General features: G+C 37.0%; 18 protein-coding genes and 8 tRNA genes. 24 read left to right on the top strand and 2 right to left on the bottom strand.

Annotation, left to right across the window (positions count from 1 at the left end):
• Positions 1 to 350 precede the first annotated feature (350 nt).
• The 8 genes from R4Z10_RS00835 to R4Z10_RS00870 all read left to right on the top strand — a co-directional run bounded on the left by R4Z10_RS00835 (position 351) and on the right by R4Z10_RS00870 (position 6,065).
• Positions 351 to 821: a YhcN/YlaJ family sporulation lipoprotein gene (locus R4Z10_RS00835; RefSeq protein ID WP_338471365.1), complete on the top strand. Its 471-nt coding sequence runs from the start codon at positions 351 to 353 to the stop codon at positions 819 to 821.
• Between the two features lie 762 nt (positions 822 to 1,583).
• Positions 1,584 to 1,982: an ATP-binding protein gene (locus R4Z10_RS00840; RefSeq protein WP_338471366.1), complete on the top strand. Its 399-nt coding sequence runs from the start codon at positions 1,584 to 1,586 to the stop codon at positions 1,980 to 1,982.
• Positions 1,951 to 2,196 carry a histidine kinase dimerization/phospho-acceptor domain-containing protein gene (locus R4Z10_RS00845; protein WP_338471367.1) on the top strand — a complete coding sequence of 82 codons (246 nt, stop codon included), beginning with the start codon at positions 1,951 to 1,953 and terminating at the stop codon, positions 2,194 to 2,196. Before R4Z10_RS00840 ends, R4Z10_RS00845 begins: the two co-directional genes overlap by 32 nt.
• Complete coding sequence (locus R4Z10_RS00850; protein WP_338471368.1) at positions 2,174 to 2,536, top strand: ATP-binding protein; 363 nt, start codon at positions 2,174 to 2,176, stop codon at positions 2,534 to 2,536. Before R4Z10_RS00845 ends, R4Z10_RS00850 begins: the two co-directional genes overlap by 23 nt.
• Before the next feature lie 126 nt (positions 2,537 to 2,662).
• The gene (locus R4Z10_RS00855) at positions 2,663 to 3,490 is read left to right on the top strand and encodes an STAS domain-containing protein (protein WP_338471369.1); all 828 of its coding nucleotides are present in this window, start codon (positions 2,663 to 2,665) and stop codon (positions 3,488 to 3,490) included.
• A 152-nt stretch (positions 3,491 to 3,642) separates the two neighbouring features.
• Positions 3,643 to 4,086: a YbaK family protein gene (locus tag R4Z10_RS00860; RefSeq protein WP_338473130.1), complete on the top strand. Its 444-nt coding sequence runs from the start codon at positions 3,643 to 3,645 to the stop codon at positions 4,084 to 4,086.
• An 80-nt stretch (positions 4,087 to 4,166) separates the two neighbouring features.
• A complete protein-coding gene (gene cwlD / locus R4Z10_RS00865) occupies positions 4,167 to 4,886 on the top strand; it encodes an N-acetylmuramoyl-L-alanine amidase CwlD (RefSeq protein WP_338471370.1) in 720 nt (239 codons plus the stop codon).
• Between the two features lie 123 nt (positions 4,887 to 5,009).
• Positions 5,010 to 6,065 (top strand): P-loop NTPase, encoded by a 1,056-nt coding sequence (locus tag R4Z10_RS00870; RefSeq protein ID WP_338471371.1) that lies wholly within the window; start codon positions 5,010 to 5,012, stop codon positions 6,063 to 6,065.
• Between the two features lie 32 nt (positions 6,066 to 6,097).
• On the opposite strand, the gene gerD is transcribed toward R4Z10_RS00870, so the two are convergent.
• Complete coding sequence (gerD, locus tag R4Z10_RS00875; protein ID WP_338471372.1) at positions 6,098 to 6,673, bottom strand: spore germination lipoprotein GerD; 576 nt, start codon at positions 6,671 to 6,673, stop codon at positions 6,098 to 6,100.
• Positions 6,674 to 6,820: 147 nt separating this feature from the next.
• Between gerD and R4Z10_RS00880 the strand changes: the two genes are divergently transcribed.
• Positions 6,821 to 7,450 carry a KinB-signaling pathway activation protein gene (locus R4Z10_RS00880; RefSeq protein ID WP_338473131.1) on the top strand — a complete coding sequence of 210 codons (630 nt, stop codon included), beginning with the start codon at positions 6,821 to 6,823 and terminating at the stop codon, positions 7,448 to 7,450.
• A 27-nt stretch (positions 7,451 to 7,477) separates the two neighbouring features.
• On the opposite strand, the gene pdaB is transcribed toward R4Z10_RS00880, so the two are convergent.
• Positions 7,478 to 8,230 (bottom strand): polysaccharide deacetylase family sporulation protein PdaB, encoded by a 753-nt coding sequence (pdaB, locus tag R4Z10_RS00885; RefSeq protein ID WP_338471373.1) that lies wholly within the window; start codon positions 8,228 to 8,230, stop codon positions 7,478 to 7,480.
• Between the two features lie 137 nt (positions 8,231 to 8,367).
• Here pdaB and R4Z10_RS00890 point away from each other — a divergent pair, with 137 nt between their 5' ends.
• The 15 genes from R4Z10_RS00890 (at position 8,368) to glmM (ending at position 16,219) form a co-directional block, all read left to right on the top strand.
• The gene (locus tag R4Z10_RS00890; protein ID WP_338471374.1) at positions 8,368 to 8,628 is read left to right on the top strand and encodes a hypothetical protein; all 261 of its coding nucleotides are present in this window, start codon (positions 8,368 to 8,370) and stop codon (positions 8,626 to 8,628) included.
• 228 nt (positions 8,629 to 8,856) lie between these two features.
• Positions 8,857 to 8,931: transfer RNA gene (locus R4Z10_RS00895), tRNA-Asn, on the top strand.
• Between the two features lie 21 nt (positions 8,932 to 8,952).
• Positions 8,953 to 9,025, top strand: a tRNA-Thr gene (locus tag R4Z10_RS00900).
• Positions 9,026 to 9,052: 27 nt separating this feature from the next.
• Positions 9,053 to 9,127 (top strand) — tRNA-Glu (locus tag R4Z10_RS00905).
• A 55-nt stretch (positions 9,128 to 9,182) separates the two neighbouring features.
• A tRNA-Val gene (locus tag R4Z10_RS00910) sits at positions 9,183 to 9,258 on the top strand.
• 3 nt (positions 9,259 to 9,261) lie between these two features.
• Positions 9,262 to 9,334: transfer RNA gene (locus R4Z10_RS00915), tRNA-Thr, on the top strand.
• Positions 9,335 to 9,374: 40 nt separating this feature from the next.
• Positions 9,375 to 9,458 (top strand) — tRNA-Tyr (locus R4Z10_RS00920).
• A 74-nt stretch (positions 9,459 to 9,532) separates the two neighbouring features.
• A tRNA-Gln gene (locus tag R4Z10_RS00925) sits at positions 9,533 to 9,604 on the top strand.
• A gap of 55 nt (positions 9,605 to 9,659) precedes the next feature.
• Positions 9,660 to 9,732: transfer RNA gene (locus R4Z10_RS00930), tRNA-Lys, on the top strand.
• A 352-nt stretch (positions 9,733 to 10,084) separates the two neighbouring features.
• Positions 10,085 to 10,981, top strand: a complete 897-nt coding sequence (gene rocF, locus R4Z10_RS00935; RefSeq protein ID WP_338471375.1) for an arginase — start codon at positions 10,085 to 10,087, stop codon at positions 10,979 to 10,981.
• Positions 10,982 to 11,175: 194 nt separating this feature from the next.
• Complete coding sequence (gene sigW, locus R4Z10_RS00940) at positions 11,176 to 11,739, top strand: RNA polymerase sigma factor SigW (RefSeq protein ID WP_338471376.1); 564 nt, start codon at positions 11,176 to 11,178, stop codon at positions 11,737 to 11,739.
• Between the two features lie 15 nt (positions 11,740 to 11,754).
• Positions 11,755 to 12,399, top strand: a complete 645-nt coding sequence (locus R4Z10_RS00945; RefSeq protein ID WP_338471377.1) for an anti-sigma factor — start codon at positions 11,755 to 11,757, stop codon at positions 12,397 to 12,399.
• A 190-nt stretch (positions 12,400 to 12,589) separates the two neighbouring features.
• Positions 12,590 to 13,417 carry a diadenylate cyclase CdaA gene (gene cdaA / locus R4Z10_RS00950; protein ID WP_338471378.1) on the top strand — a complete coding sequence of 276 codons (828 nt, stop codon included), beginning with the start codon at positions 12,590 to 12,592 and terminating at the stop codon, positions 13,415 to 13,417.
• A complete protein-coding gene (locus tag R4Z10_RS00955) occupies positions 13,410 to 14,732 on the top strand; it encodes a CdaR family protein (protein ID WP_338471379.1) in 1,323 nt (440 codons plus the stop codon). The genes cdaA and R4Z10_RS00955 overlap by 8 nt, the downstream gene beginning before the upstream one ends.
• 137 nt (positions 14,733 to 14,869) lie before the next feature.
• Positions 14,870 to 16,219, top strand: coding sequence for a phosphoglucosamine mutase (glmM, locus tag R4Z10_RS00960; RefSeq protein WP_338471380.1), 1,350 nt, complete (start codon positions 14,870 to 14,872; stop codon positions 16,217 to 16,219).
• Positions 16,220 to 16,981: the final 762 nt, after the last annotated feature.

Consider the following 16,981-nt stretch of genomic DNA (forward strand, 5'->3'; position numbering starts at 1 on the left):
TTATTAACCATCATCTTTCCCCTTTATTTTTACTGAACTTACTGTGAGTATTCTACAAGCGGAAATTTTGGAAAATGGATTGCTACAACTTATTGAGACCTAATGGCCATCCATGAGCAGAAGTAGCTTACTCCTATCATCGGAGTCTTCGCCACATCAGTTAGTCAATACCACCTAAAATGGATATCAGTTTTTTTAACACTTTGTCTTTCCAAATAAAAAAGCAGGAGCTTCATCCGCAGAAATCTCCCGTCTTTTCTCAATTGTTCTCTCCCTTGTACAGGAAAATCACATGAATACTGAAGAATAAATTACGACAATATAAAAGGGTAGGATGAAGGAGGGTTTTTATGAAACGAATAGCTTTAATTTCAGTTGCATTAACAGCTTTGGTTCTTTCAGCCTGTGGTGTTAATAATGATAACTCGAATGATACCGCAGTCCAAAGTTCCGATATAACAAAACCTACAAAAGTCAATAATTCTGATAATAATTTCACTTATGGATCTAGAGCAAATGATAATACAAACAATGATACACAAAGGAAGAACCACATTGAGGATAAAATTGTCTCAATGAATGAAGTTGAACAGGCGAATGTTACTATAAAAAATAATAATGTTTATATAGCTGCACAACTCAATAATAACAATAATCATCTTTCCGCGGACGTTGCACAGAGAATAGCGGATCAAGCAAAATCGATTGACCATAATATTGAAAATGTATATATCTCAGTTAATCCCGATGTCTCAATTAACCCCGATCGCTCTGATCGAATGAATGACTCTTCAAACGATATCCAGTTGACTTCCAATTGAAAGATTCTTTGAAGAAATTGAAAATGATTTGCGTCGCGTATTCCCGACACACTATAATGAATAAAATATGCAACTAGCGCCCAAAAGTGGAAAAATCTATTGAATGCCGGTTTCGCCAAAAAATAGAATAAAGTCATAAGCACAAAATAATTTATAGTATAATTTCAGAACAAATTGCTAAACTCGCACGTCCCAAGTGAACATAAATCACTTGGGATTCTTTTGTTTAATCCGATCTTTGGTTCTTCCTACTCTCTTTGACCTTACACATTTCCTAGTTCTTGTCGGTTGTATGTAAGAATAGAAAGCGGAGGGGTGTCCAATTACCAGAGAAGAAGTAGACGTTTTTTCGAACCTAAACCTCTTTTCTTCGAAAATTTTTTTCTGACTTCAAATAAGCTGAACTATTTTTGACCATATTATTACCATTTAACATTATCTATTTTTTATTAAAAGGAAAAAGTCCCGATAAGTCAGGCTTTCAATAAATCATTTTATTTCGAGTTTCTTCATATTTTAATACTAAAATAATAGAACGTAAGTAATACGGTCTTAAAGGCGCTCGTCGTGCACCTCAGTTCTCAAAACGTTGATTACTACGTTTTCAAAGGCTCTCAAGCTTATTGCTTGGGTCTTTTTTTTTGTGTTTTCTTTTATTTCGATAGACTAAAGACTAATATTAATGATTATTTGATAAAGTTATAAAACTTAAAATAGTGAAAAACTATTTCATAATAAGATCGAATTGCTTATAATTAATTTATGTTAAAAGTAATAGTTATTAAGTCTGAAAATGATATTCGTATTGCCATTAATTGTATTCGCCTCTTAGCTAAAGCTCTCGAGTTTTCTAAAGTGGACATGCAAAAGATTGTTGTTGCCGTGTCAGAGTTGACTCAGAATATTCTGGATCACTCCGGAACACATGGACTCGTTAAGTTTGATTCTATTGAGAGTAGGGGGATACAAGTATTTGTTGAGGATCAGGGTAAAGGCATCAATCAACTGGAGCAAATTTTAAATGGACAAAAGGTTATTTCAAAAAAGGGTCTTGGGCTAGGTTTGTTAGGAGCGAAAAGATTAATGGATGAATTTATTATAGAAACATCTGAGGAAGGGACGAGGATTATTGCAATTAAATGGAAAAGCAACAAGTACTGATGATGTTACACTTGATCGTTTAGCAGCAGTAGGACAAATTGCAGCAGGCATTGCACATGAGGTTAGAAATCCCTTAACAGCTGTGAAAGGATTCCTCCATTTGTTGAAGGAAGAAAATCCTCATGCCTATTTAGACATTGCAGTGGATGAATTGGATCATGCTTTGACAACGATGCAAAAACTTACTGAATGTGTCCAAGCCAGACCTAGATGATGAGAAATTTTCATTAATCAGTCTCACCTCTGAACTCGAATCAATTTTATATCTGTTCCAAAACCAGGTTTACCATGTCACCGTTGAAAGGCGATTTACAGACACACAATTAAAGGTTTATGGAAAACGGAATCAGTTGAAAAAAGCTTTATTTAATCTAATTAAAAATGCTTTTGAAGCTATGCCTGAAAATGGTGTCTTAACTGTAAGACATTACAAATTAGGTGAGAAATTAATGGTTCAAATAGCGGACACAGGGGTGGGAATCCCAAAAAAAAAACTAAGTTTATTAGGAACTCCATTTTTTACTTCAAAAGAGTCTGGTACGGGTATGGGATAAACGCAAGTATTTTCAACCATTTATGAACATGATGGCAAATTGAATGTCGATAGTGAAGTGGGCAAAGGTACATGTTTTTCAATAGAGTTTCCAATACAAGAAATAAGGGAATTAGGAGTGGAAAAGTTGAATTTAGTCTTTAAGGAAAATCAAACATTTATTGAGTTTTACGAGACCAACAAGGAATCCTTTATGAACCGTTTAATGGAAAATGGCAGAAACTTATTTGATAGCATTGCTGGGATTGATAATTCAATTGATGAGGAATACATCTTACGCTCTGCAGAAACAATTGTAGATCTATTGAATAGGGAAGATGAATTTGGCCTTGTTCTTCATGCTAAAGATCACGGGAGAAAGTGGGCTGAATTAGAATTTGAACTTATTTTAAAATTAGACTGGATTCAAACTCTTAGAAAGACATATTGGGATTACCTATATAATTACTATGATCATATTGAAATTTCCAAAAAAGAAATTTTTGAAATGGAAAGACAGGTTAATTTTACACTGGACTCTTATATTAAACATTTTTCGGCCAGTTTTTCAGAGTACACTAGTTACCTCATCTCAGCGCAAAATGAATTAATTGATGACTTAAATGTCCCGGTCATTCCCTTATCAAATGAAATTGCCATTTTACCAATCATTGGAATGGTTGATACAAGACGGGCAAAAAATATTCAATTTAAAGTTTTGGAAGAAATTTATAAACAAAATATAAAATACATCATATTAGATCTGTCGGGTGTTTCTTATATGGATACGGCTGTACTTAGTCATTTGTTTAATATCGTTAATGGAATCCGTATCCAAGGTTGTAAGACGATATTAACAGGCGTTCGACCTGAAATAACCAATACAATTGTTGAGCTTGGAATCGATTTAAATGGAAAAGTCGAAACAAAGGGAACGCTGCAACAGGCTTTAAATGATTTAAACGTACTTAGTTAAAATGAATGCTATGGAGCTAAGACCCAGTCGCGAGGAACGGGGTCTATTTTTTTGCAAACTGCCCCTCAGAAATTGGTAACAGAAGGCAAAGGTTTCAATGTATGACTTTTACTGAGAGTAAAAAACTATCTCGTAAAGAGGTGAAGATTGAAGTGAATGTCATTACGACCTTTATAGAAAAAAAACGCGAGAAACAGATGAAATATGAAAAGTCGGTTCTCCGTGAAATATCTGTTAAGACGTTAAAAGAAAGAGTTCAACATTATTTTGGAGCTTCTCGTTTTACCCAAAGCATGATTATGCACAGTGGAATTGAAGAAGCCTGTTATGATGTTGCCATCGAGGCCTTTTTATTAGGAGCGAATATGAGCCGCTTCGGTTATTATGGTGAAGAAGCTACAGATGTTAAATTACGTTGTCAACACGAGGAAAAACATCTTATCGATACCCTTTACAATTTTTTATTGTATTGGGGAGGTAGTCAAGAAGGTGTTTTGAGTGAATCTTTAAATTACCAGTGTGAGCAGTATGTTAACAGCTGGTGGCTGGATGGCTTTCACAAAGGTGAAAGAAGAATTAAGCTAAAGCTACATTAAATTCCATCTATGAGTTCTATCACTTCTCCTTGTCCCATATATTGTATTGCAAGGACAAGCGGAGGGATTGATGGATAGACATGGGAAAAAAGTGGAAAGCCAGTATCTTTACGATCGGACTTATTGTCCTGTTTTTTATTTTACAATATGATTTCTTGGAAGACGATACATGGAAAGATTGGAATTTACCGTTATCGGGTAAAATTATTTTAATCGATCCAGGACATGGCGGACCTGATGGTGGTGCTGGGGATAAGGATGCCTTAGAGAAGGATATTGCATTGCATGTTTCACATAAGCTAAGGGAATATTTACAGGAGCAAGGTGCCCTTGTAATTATGACAAGAGAAGACGACACCGATTTAGCAGATGCAGATACGAAAGGATACAGTCGAAGGAAAGTACAGGATTTAAAAAAGCGACTGGATCTGATTAACAATCAAGATATCGACTTTTTTGTTAGTGTTCACTTGAACTCTATCCCTTCAGCTAAATGGAGTGGAGCGCAAACCTTTTATGCCCCACAATATGATGAAAATGAAAGAGCAGCAAAGTTTATCCAAGACGAGTTAATTAAAAATCTAGAAAATACGAACCGCAGGGCCAAACCCATTAATCATGTTTATATTTTAGATAATGCTAAAAAGCCAGGTGTTCTAGTAGAAGTTGGATTTTTATCAAATCCAACAGAAAAAGCGAACTTAAAAAAGGATCCATATCAAGAGAAAATCGCAGTCTCTATTTATAATGGCATTATGCGCTATTATTCAAATGAAAAGGAATTAACTATACCTGATTAAGGCGACCGTCCTTTCTCAGGTATTTTTGTATTTAATCCAGACTGTGATTCAAATTATAGAGATTTGTCGCCTCTATGTTATACTGATATGGAGGAAAATTCAAACAAAGGTGGGCATGAATGTATGATTACTGAGGACAAAGTCAGAGAGAGTTTAAACTCAATGAAAGAACCCTTTTTGCAAGTAACTCTAGGTGAGTTAAATGCAATTGAAGAGATAAAAATTAAAAAAGAAAAGAATCACGTCAGCGTCAAGATCGCAATTACAAAAACAGGAACATCCGAACAAATGCAGCTTCAAACCCAAGTTGTAAATGCTTTAAAAGAAGCGGGTGCTAATACAGTAGGAATTCGTTTTAGTGAACTGCCAGCTGAAACGGTAGGGAAATACCGTTCTACTGATAAAAAAGAAGAAAATCAAGGTTTATTATCTCCAGATAGTAAAACCACTTTTATTGCCATTGCGAGTGGTAAAGGTGGAGTGGGTAAATCAACTGTTTCTGTAAACTTAGCCGTGGCATTAGCTAGACTAGGGAAAAAAGTAGGGCTTGTCGATGCGGATATTTATGGATTCAGTGTACCTGATATGATGGGCATTACCGCTCGTCCTACTGTTAAAGGAGAAAAGCTAATTCCAGTAGAACGTTTCGGTGTTAAAGTCATTTCAATGGGCTTTTTTGTAGAGGATAATGCACCGATTATTTGGCGCGGTCCGATGCTTGGAAAAGTATTGAACCAATTTTTCAATGATGTCGAGTGGGGCGAGTTAGACTACTTATTATTAGATTTACCTCCTGGAACAGGGGATGTTGCCTTAGATATTCATAGTATGTTACCGACAACAAAAGAAATCATTGTGACAACTCCACACCCGACAGCTGCTTTTGTTGCAGCAAGAGCTGGTGCGATGGCTTTAAGAACAGAGCATGAAATTCTAGGGGTTATCGAAAACATGTCCTATTTTGAAAGCAAAGCTACAGGGGAAAAGGAATATGTATTTGGTCAAGGTGGCGGAGATAGGCTAGCTGATTCATTGGAAACAACTGTCCTAGGGCGACTCCCATTAGGGCAGCCAATTATTAGAGAAGAGGATTTCTCTCCTTCTGTATATCAAGAAGAACATCCAATAGGGAAAAAATATATGGAGATTGCTAATAAAGTAATCGATGCAATCCAATAATGATAAAAGGCCATCCCAATGGGACAGGCCTTTTATGCTTCTGCAGCTTTTTTTTCTTCGTCTGCCTTTTTTTCCGCGGCTTTTAAGAGTAATTCTTGGATTTTTGTTTGATAAAGCGGGCTTTCAATGGTTTCGCTGATGACTGTTTTTAGATGATCACGATACTCATTGCTTTTTAATATCGTTGTTAAATCCGGAATAAGTTCGGGATCTTTCATCACTTCAATTAATTTCGTTCGATATTCTGGATCATTCATTAAGGATTTTAACAACTGTTCATGTTGTTGTTGCATACTTTGTGCCATTTTTTCGGCAAAAGCAGGATCCTCGAAATTCTTCTTCCAGAAATCCGCCCCTTTTTCACTTGTCAAGGTAGATTGTATGGTTTCGGTTACAATCGCCTGATCCATAATTAGTTGTTGTCTTAATTTTTCATCAGACATAACATCTTGAATGGCCTTCTTTCCCTCATCTGTTTTTAGAATATCAACAACCATCTTTTTCGTTTCCTCATAATCTAATTCCCTTGAGACTTGGGCTTGACCTCCACAGCTAGTGGTTATAAATACACTTAGAATAATAAGAGACAAAAGCAAGGCTCTCTTCATCTTAAAAACTCCTCTCAGAGTATTACCTACTCTTAGGATGAAGAAATGAACATAAAATTATTCGTCTTGAATCATATGCCTAGATTTTTCTAATTTTCGTTGATACAATTCAATAAACGGAACATTTTGATAATGGGGGATACAATTGTGACAAGTCGAAATGTAGTAAAATTATTTTTTTCAACTCTTCTTATTGGAGGATTTGTAACGAGTGTAACAGGTTTTATTGTGCGTTGGGGGGAGTTTAGTCCTTATTTTAAGAATATTGAGTTATTAAGTATCATCTCAACATTTTTTTGGTTATTTTGTTTCGGGTTCATTTTTAGTTTGGTTAGTCAAGTGGCCTTTTTTGCTTATTTAACCGTTCACCGTTTTGGTTTATCCATTTTCCGATCGTTTTGGAATAGGGTTCAAGTTGTTCTAATTGTATTTGCTTTATTTGATTTAGTATATTTTCGTTACCGGGCCTTTGCAGAAAATGGCGAGAGTTTGTTGCCATATTTGTATCCAGCCCTCTTAATCTTAGCCGTTGGGTTAGTAGCGGCTTATTATAAAGCAAAGCAAACGAACAAAAAGGCGTTTATTCCAGCCCTATTTTTTATGACAGTTGTGACAATTGTTGAATGGGTTCCCGTTTTACGAATTAACGATCAGAATTGGGTTTATTTAATGATCTTTCCACTGTTAGCCTGCAATATATACCAATTGTTGATTTTGCATAAATTGCATGAAAGTTCCATAAGAGAAAGAAGTGCAAAAGTTGAAAATCCGGCCTAAATGAGGCCGGATTCTTGGATTCCTTTGTTATTTAATTTCCTCAGTTTTAGTACTTGCATTAGCAATCATTTCTGAAACAGTTACGAGCTTCAGACCTTTTCTTTTAATATCCTCTATAATTAGTGGGAGGGCTTTACTCGTTTGTGTAGCAGAATCTGAAGCATGCAGAAGTACAATATCTCCCTTTTTAGCCTGAGCAACATTGCTTCTAATCATGTCGGTGCCTGGATTTGTCCAGTCCTTTGAGTCAATGCTCCAATGAACTACCGTATAACCGTATCTTTCAGCAATAGATAACGTTTTTTGATCGAAATGCCCAGTTGGAGCCCTTAAAAGTTGAATATTTTTAATCCCTAATTTGTCAAAGACTGTTTTGGCTAGTGAAATATCCCTTCTTACCTTTTCGTCTTCAAGCTCTGAATAATCCTTATACTCATACCCAAGCATTCCAATCTCATATCCCTCTTTAACCATTCGCTCTACAAGTTCAGGATGACGCTCAGCCCATGATCCAGATAAAAAGAAAGTAGCAGACTTAACATCATTTTCTTTTAAAATATCTAAGATTGGTTCTGCCTTTTCATCGCCCCATCCAATATTAAAGGTCAAAGCGATATCCTTCTCGCCTTTATAAACAGCTTTTGGGCCGTCCTTGGCTGAAAAAACAGGAACTTGTACGATATTTCCCAAATAAAAAAACCAGGCAGTAAAAAAAGAGGCAATTCCAATAATCAAAATCTGCTTAAGCGTTTTACCGTTTAATACATAAAAAAAGTTCATTTTTAATCACCTCGTCCACACTCTTCTTTCAATCCTATGAGTTATATCATGAAAAAATGAACTATTTTTTATAAAAAATATGGAAACTGTTTATACTACATTTAACATATATATTTTTGCATCAAGGAGGAAAAGTTATGTTGGCAATGCTTTTAAATGAAAAAGAAATTAAGGAAATGCAATATTTATTAAAAAGAGAAATGGATGAAATTCTATATGACTTGAGAGATGAACGGATTGATATGTTCATAAAAACGGAAATGGAAGAACGGTATAAGCATTTATTTATGTTGTTTAAAAGAGTAGCACCACCTGTAGAATGTATGAAATATATACTTACCTACCAAAAGGGGAAGAGAAAGGAAAAAAACTATAGAAGGAATAAGAAAAGCAATTGACACTAGAAGTATTATTTGATATATTAAAAACCATCGCTAATGAGAAATATCCTTGAAAAGACTTTATCTCTTAGATGTGATAAAGTCGCTTTTATGATTCAAGAGAATAACTTTAGAATTTCCTCTTGAAAAATAATAAAAAGACACTATAATATAAGATGTCTTTGAAAAAATAAGCTTTTGAATGAAATAGACTGCAGTACGAATTTAGGAAGCTATAATAATTATTCCGCAGTAGCTCAGTGGTAGAGCAATCGGCTGTTAACCGATCGGTCGTAGGTTCGAATCCTACCTGCGGAGCCATTTATATACTTTGGATTCCATGCTTCCATAGCTCAGCAGGTAGAGCACTTCCATGGTAAGGAAGAGGTCGTCGGTTCGAATCCGACTGGAAGCTTACATAATATGTGAACATATTAATAACGGCCCGTTGGTCAAGCGGTTAAGACACCGCCCTTTCACGGCGGTAACACGGGTTCGAATCCCGTACGGGTCACCATTTTTAAGTATGCGACGTCCTGTCGCAACGCATGCACTCGTACATCCTGTACGTTGGAGGATTAGCTCAGCTGGGAGAGCATCTGCCTTACAAGCAGAGGGTCGGCGGTTCGAGCCCGTCATCCTCCACCATATGCCGGCCTAGCTCAATTGGTAGAGCAACTGACTTGTAATCAGTAGGTTGGGGGTTCGAGTCCTCTGGCCGGCATCCTTTCCGTTTTAATAAAACGGCTATTTTTTATTTTTTTGGAGGGGTAGCGAAGTGGCTAAACGCGGCGGACTGTAAATCCGCTCCCTTGGGTTCGGCGGTTCGAATCCGTCCCCCTCCACCATAATTAATTTGAAAACAAATGAATAATAAATGAAAAACGGGACATGATAATAACTGTCCTTTTTATTTTCTTATTGGGCTATAGCCAAGCGGTAAGGCAACGGACTTTGACTCCGTCATTCGTAGGTTCGAATCCTGCTAGCCCAGTTAACTTTTTAGAGCTATCATCTTTCAGTACAAAGAGGAACGAAATATCATTTTCGAGCCATTAGCTCAGTTGGTAGAGCATCTGACTTTTAATCAGAGGGTCGCAGGTTCGAATCCTGCATGGCTCATATTTTATCGGATCATAAAATGCACAAGAGGTTTGATTACAAAATCTCTTGTGCATTTTTTATTTTTAAAAAGCGTAAACGAGTCCTAGTCTAACTAAAAGGATCTCTGTCAGCCTTTTAAATTCTCGATCATCCCATCATTCCAGTTACAGGGGATTTCATATCCAATTAGCATATAAAACAATAAAACCTTCAATGCTTAGTCAATAATTCCCCGAAAATCATTCGTCAAGCATTGCACTAATAATTTTTTAATAACATATTATTAGCCCTTTCCCTGAATATGATTTTATAATATAAATGAATATTGTAATATTTATAAAAATAGATAGGTGCAAAGGGGAAGTTGATCTTGGAAAAACTCTCAATTATTGGCATGCCTATGGACCTTGGTCAAACACGACGGGGAGTAGATATGGGGCCTAGTGCCATAAGATATGCAGGTGTTAATGAAAAGCTGAATCGATTATTTAAGGAGATCAAAGATTTAGGAGACATTCCAATTGGTAGGCCTGAGGTAAAGATTGATCCGAATACCAATTTAAAAAATCTCCATCTTGTTGCTGAAAAAAATGAAATTTTAGCACAAAAGGTAGCGCAAGTAGTGGACGAGGGTTCTTTTCCTTTGATATTAGGTGGGGATCATAGTATTGCGATCGGTACTTTAGCAGGTCTAGCCAAACAATATAAAAATTTAGGGGTTATTTGGTTTGATGCACATGGAGATTTAAATACAGTAGAAACTTCACCATCTGGAAACATCCATGGGATGCCGCTTGCTGTAAGTCTGGGCTTAGGGCATAACCTTTTAACGAATATAGGTGGGGTAACTCCAAAGGTAAAACCGGAGAATATTGTCATTATTGGGGCGAGGTCACTAGATGAAGGCGAAAAATCGCTGATTAAGGCTAAAGAGATAAAAGTGTTCACTATGCATGAAATTGATCGATTAGGCATGACAAAGGTAATGGAAGAGACGATCTCTTATTTAAAAGATAAAACGGATGGAGTTCATTTATCTTTTGATTTAGATGGGTTAGATCCAAGTGATGCACCAGGTGTAGGAACACCGGTTATCGGGGGGGTTAGTTACCGAGAAAGTCATCTAGCCATGGAAATGTTGGCTGAAGCCCATCTTATTACATCAGCAGAATTTGTTGAAATCAATCCAATCCTCGATGATAAAAACAAAACGGCCATTACCGCTGTGGCATTAATGGGTTCATTATTTGGTGAAAAACTATTATAATAAAAGGGATGCGGTAACTTTTATCGATTAGTTACTGCTTATTTTTTTGAATAAAACATTACCAAGGGAAACGAGATCCTAACATGAGGAAACAGAAGAGTCGTCTCTATGTTTTCTTCTAACAAATTATTTTGTGAAACCTTTTCGGGTATCAATTCGTATATCGAGATAGCCGCTGAAGCGGAGGTTATAGAATGGAAGCTCTCATTAAAAAGAGAATAAAACAAGTATTAAAAGGCGACCAGAATGCATTCGGGGAAATTGTTGAAATGTATAAAGATAAGGTCTATCAAATTTCTTATCGGATGCTTGGAAACCGGCATGAGGCTGAGGATATCGCACAAGAGGCCTTTCTTCGTGCATATGTGAATATACAAAGCTATAATACAGAATATAAATTTTCGACATGGCTTTATCGAATTACAACGAATCTATGTATTGACCGAATTCGAAAAAAGAAGCCAAGTTATTATTTAGATGCAGAAGTGTCAGGCACAGAAGGGTTAAACATGTATTCCCAAATTCCATCTACAACTCGATTACCTGAAGATGATGTTGAAAGCCTTGAGCTACAAGATACCATTCAGAAGGAAATTATGAAACTTCCAGAAAAGTACCGCTCGGTGATTGTTTTAAAATATATTGAGGAATTATCCTTAAAAGAGATTAGTGAAATATTGGATATGCCATTAGGAACCGTTAAAACCCGTATACATCGAGGAAGGGAAGCTCTTCGAAAAAGACTCCAACATATGTGATAGAAGGTGAAAAGATTGAAGTGCCCAACTAAATTCATAACTTATATGCATGAGTATTTAGATGAGGAGATATCTGTAGAGCATGAACAGCAACTAAGGGAACATATTCATACCTGTCAAAATTGTTATGATCATTTTCATCAATTAAGAAAAACGATTGCTCTAGTCCAGAGTACATCACATATCGATGCCCCCCTTGGCTTTACGGATCAAGTTTTAGCCCATCTTCCTAAGGAACAGAAAAAGGTGAGTGTACAACGGTGGTTTATGAACCATCCACTATTAACCGCCGCCTCTCTCTTTATTATTTTAATGGCGGGCAGTTTAGCAACCGTCTGGAATGCGGATCAACAATTTTCCGTAACTAGACAGGAAAATCTCATTGTTCAAAACAATACAGTGATTGTTCCGGAAGGAGAAGTCGTTAAAGGTGATCTGGTTGTTCGCAATGGGGATCTGCAGATTGATGGGATGGTTGAAGGAGATGTTACCGTAATTAACGGAGAACCATATATGGCATCTGCAGGAAAAGTAACTGGGGACATAAAAGAGATTAATGAAGTGTTCGAATGGATATGGTATCATGTCCAAAGGGTAAGTGAAGACATCATAAATATCTTTGAAGATAAAAACCAAAAGGCATTAGAATATCCGGCTTAAACAATCTCTGTTTCGTGCAGAGGTTGTTTTCTTCTTTAGACTATTAAATTATTGTAAAAGCAGGTTTCAACAAGCAGCCTATAGGGCAATTATGGTATAATGGTGTGGTGACTATTTAGATGACTCTAAAGAAAAATGTATTGGCTAAAACTTGTACCAACGTTTTATTAAACTAGATGGAGGAAGAACAATGAGCTTATCAGATCTCCCATTGATGACTTATTTAGCGAATGCAGTTGATATTCTCCTCGTTTGGTACGTCATATATAAAGTTATTATGATTGTTAGAGGGACGAAGGCGGTTCAACTTTTAAAAGGAATATTTGTTATATTAATTGTCCGTCTGATCAGTGAATATTTTCACTTTCAAACGTTGTTCTGGCTCACCGATCAAATCCTAATATGGGGATTTTTAGCGATTATAATTATATTTCAACCCGAAATACGAAGGGCACTCGAACAGTTGGGCAGGGGAAAGTTTTTCGCAAGGAGTGGATTTCATGAAGAGGAACTTCAAGAGCATTTAGTTGAATCCATTGTTAAGGCTGTAGATTATATGGCGAAAAGAAGAATAGGTGCCCTGATCTCAATTGAAAGAGAGACTGGAATGGGAGATTATATCGAGACAGGAATTGAAATGGATTCAAAGGTTTCATCCGAGCTTTTGATCAATACGTTTATTCCCAATACGCCATTACACGACGGAGCCGTAATTATCCAAAAAGATCGGATTGCAGCAGCGGCCTGTTACTTACCTTTATCAGAGAGCCAATTTATATCAAAAGAATTGGGTACGCGACATCGTGCTGCAATTGGTATTAGTGAAGTAACAGATAGCTTGACAGTGGTTGTTTCCGAGGAAACAGGCAATATCTCACTTACGAAAAATGGTAATTTACATAGAGATTTAAGTAAAGAAACATTTAGAGAGATGCTCTCAAATGAAATTCAAGTATCTTCAACGTTTAAATCAGTTTCTCCTGCTCGTTGGAATTGGAGGGGGAAAAGACATGGATAAATGGCTTGATCGACTAACCGATAATCGAACATTTATGAAATTAGTTGCCTTGGTCTTAGCCTTTCTCTTATTTGGTTCGATCTACGATGAAAATAAGGGAACGAACGATGTAAATGTCCCCGGTGAGTCCGACGCAGCAATTCTTGATGGAATCCCAGTAAAAAGTTACTATGATACGGAGAATCTAGTGGTTACAGGTGTTCCAGAAACGGTTGAAATTACGTTAGAAGGGCCGAAACCAAATGTTCGGGCAGCCAAAACACAGAAGGACTTTGAGGTATTTGTTGATTTAACAAAGGCAAAGGTTGGGAAACAGCGGGTGATGCTCCAAGTCAAAGATTTATCTCCAAGCATCACTCCTACCATTAGTCCTGCATACATTGAGGTAAATGTCCAGGAAAGAGAGACAAAAGAATTTAGTATTGAAGTTGAGTATAATCAGAAAATGATCGCTGATGGATATAAAGCGGGCGTGCCGGTAATTGATCCAAAAAAAGTAACTATTAGCGGTGGAAAAGATGTCATGGAACAAATCGCTTATGTAAAAGCGATTGTCCCATTATCAGATGGTACGAATGGGACTATTAATAAAACAGCACCGATAACCGTTTTAGATAAAGATTTAAATAAATTAAATGTTGTTCTTGGGCGTGAATCGGTGAAAGTGACCATTCCTGTTGAAAAAATAAGTAAAACGGTCCCAATTGAAATTGTAGAAAAAGGCTCTCCGCCACAAGGGATTGTCATCGATTCGATTACTTTAGACAAAAAGGAAACAGTCATTTCAGGTAGTAAGGAAGCACTTAATCGAGTTGAAAATGTTAGAGTGGAAGTGGATCTGAGCAAAATAAACGAGAGTACAGAGCTGACTCTTCCTGTGATCATTTCAGATGGGATTAAGGAAGTGGAACCCCAACAGGTAACGGCAACAATTGTCGTTAGTCAGGAAGTACAAGAAACGACAACACCTGAAGAAAAGGAAGAGGAACCAGAAGCAGAGCCAGAACCAGAGACAGAACCAGAAACAAAGATTTTCTCGGGTATCCCGATTGAAGTAGAGGGCATACCTGATGAGTTTACAGCAACTATACAAGAACCTTCAAATGGAAAAACCAGTTTAACCGTGGTGGGTTCCAGTGCTGTTTTTAACAATATAAAACAGACAGATTTTCAAGTATTTGTGAATGTAGCAAATTTATCTCCTGGGGACCATGAAGTAGAATTAACAGTTGATGGTCCAGAAGAGGTTAGCTGGGAACTTAGCGATGAATCGGTAAGTATTTCGATTTCTGAAAAGGAAGCTTCCAGTACTTAAAAGTTTAACGAAAAAAATAGGAAATAAATCAAACACAATAGTAAAATAGAAAATCAATTTTAAAAAAATGGTCGTAAGGTGGGTATAACCATCTAATCTATAGACTAGGGAAATCCATGAAGGAGCGATAATGTATAATGGGTAAATATTTCGGAACTGATGGTGTTCGAGGTGTAGCAAATAGTGAATTAACCCCGGAACTAGCTTTTAAACTGGGCCGTTTTGGTGGATATGTATTAACGAAGGATACAGAGCGTCCAAAAGTATTAATTGGACGGGATACACGTATCTCAGGACACATGTTAGAAGGAGCACTAGTGGCAGGACTTCTTTCTATTGGAGCTGAAGTTATGCGATTAGGTGTTATTTCAACACCTGGGGTTGCTTATTTAACAAAAGCAACAGGTGCTCAAGCAGGTGTTATGATTTCGGCATCACATAACCCGGTTGCAGATAATGGAATTAAATTCTTTGGGCCGGATGGGTTCAAGTTATCAGATGAACAGGAGTTGGAAATTGAGTCTTTGCTTGACCTAGAAAAGGATCAACTTCCACGGCCCGTTGGCGCTGAACTTGGACAAGTCAATGATTATTTTGAAGGCAGTCAAAAGTATTTACAACATTTAAAACAAACAGCTGATGAGGATTTTTCAAATATTCATGTTGCATTAGACTGTGCGCATGGGGCAACCTCATCTCTTGCTACCTATTTATTTGCGGATTTAGAAGCAGATTTATCAACAATGGGTGCATCACCAAATGGCTTAAATATTAATGATGGTGTTGGCTCCACACATCCCGAAGCGTTAGCTAAGTTTCTAAAGGAAAAAGGGGCCGATGTTGGTCTGGCCTTTGATGGGGATGGCGACCGATTAATTGCTATTGATGAAAATGGTGATATCGTCGATGGCGACCAAATTATGTATATTTGTGCAAAGTATATGAAAGAAAATGGGCTATTAAAACAAGGGACGGTTGTCTCTACTGTCATGAGTAATCTTGGTTACTATAAAGCGTTAGAAACACAAGGGATTGATAGTGTTCAGACAGCGGTAGGCGACCGCTATGTTGTTGAGGAAATGAAAAAGAATGGTTATAACCTCGGTGGAGAGCAGTCAGGACATATTATTTTCCTTGACCACAATACAACGGGTGATGGCCTTCTATCAGGTGTACAGCTCGTTAATATTATGAAGGTAACGAAGAAGCCTTTATCCGAGCTTGCTAGTGAAATGAAGAAATTCCCACAAAAACTAGTCAATATTCGTGTTAAAGATAAATATCATGTGACTGATAACGAAAGAGTAAGTGCGATCATTAAAGAAGTGGAGCAAGAAATGAATGGAGATGGACGAATTTTAGTCCGCCCGTCTGGAACAGAACCTTTAGTTCGTGTCATGGCAGAAGCTTCCACAGAGGAACTTTGTGAATCTTACGTAAACCGAATTGCTGATGTAGTTAAAGAAGAAATGGGATTAGAAGAATAAAAAATGAACCAATATGCATGAAGGAACTTTCTGATTCCTTTATGCATATTTTATTTTGTGAGGCAATTTTTCTACTGATTCGTGTTCCTGTTATAACTGGCATGGTTAGGTGGAAACTGACATACTTATCAGGCTTAACGGGCAGTAAGAACCCTACCAAGACCTGAGTACAATTAAAGAAGGGTGGGGATTAACTGCCCGTAAAGCTCCGAAATAATGAACACAGACTAAATACGTCTCCGGCAATGTCTGCGTGACCAGCAAGCCTGCTGCCTCAACTACTCACTGACTGATGGAGGTTTCATTTTATGGGAGAGTTGTCTTTACCTTCACATTGACGGTGTTTTTAAACTATTGTATGATTATCATGTTTCTGCCTCAGTGGAAACCCATTTGATTCATTCAGCAGAGGTTTCTGATTTACTGCGAGATGAAGCTATGTCTCTGGTGGCTGTCTCGGATTTTATGATTTTTTCAAACGGTCTCGATAAAAATCTGGACGCAAACTTGGGGTAACAATTTCACTTGAAAGGAGAAATAGTAAGCATTTTATTAATAAAAGCGCCTGGACTATAATCGCGGATAAATGATTATAGTTGACGAGGAGGAGGTTTATCGAAAGTTTCGGCGGATGCCTCCCGGTTGAAAAGAAGTACAGCCGCAAGTCTTTCTCTAAATCATTAAGGTAACTTAATGGACAAAAGGAAAGATATACTTCCTATATAAAAATTATTCTTTAAAAAATAAGAGATAAGGGGACAA

The sequence above is a fragment of the Niallia sp. XMNu-256 genome (assembly GCF_036670015.1).
Taxonomy (GTDB): Bacteria; Bacillota; Bacilli; order Bacillales; family Cytobacillaceae; genus Bacillus_BD.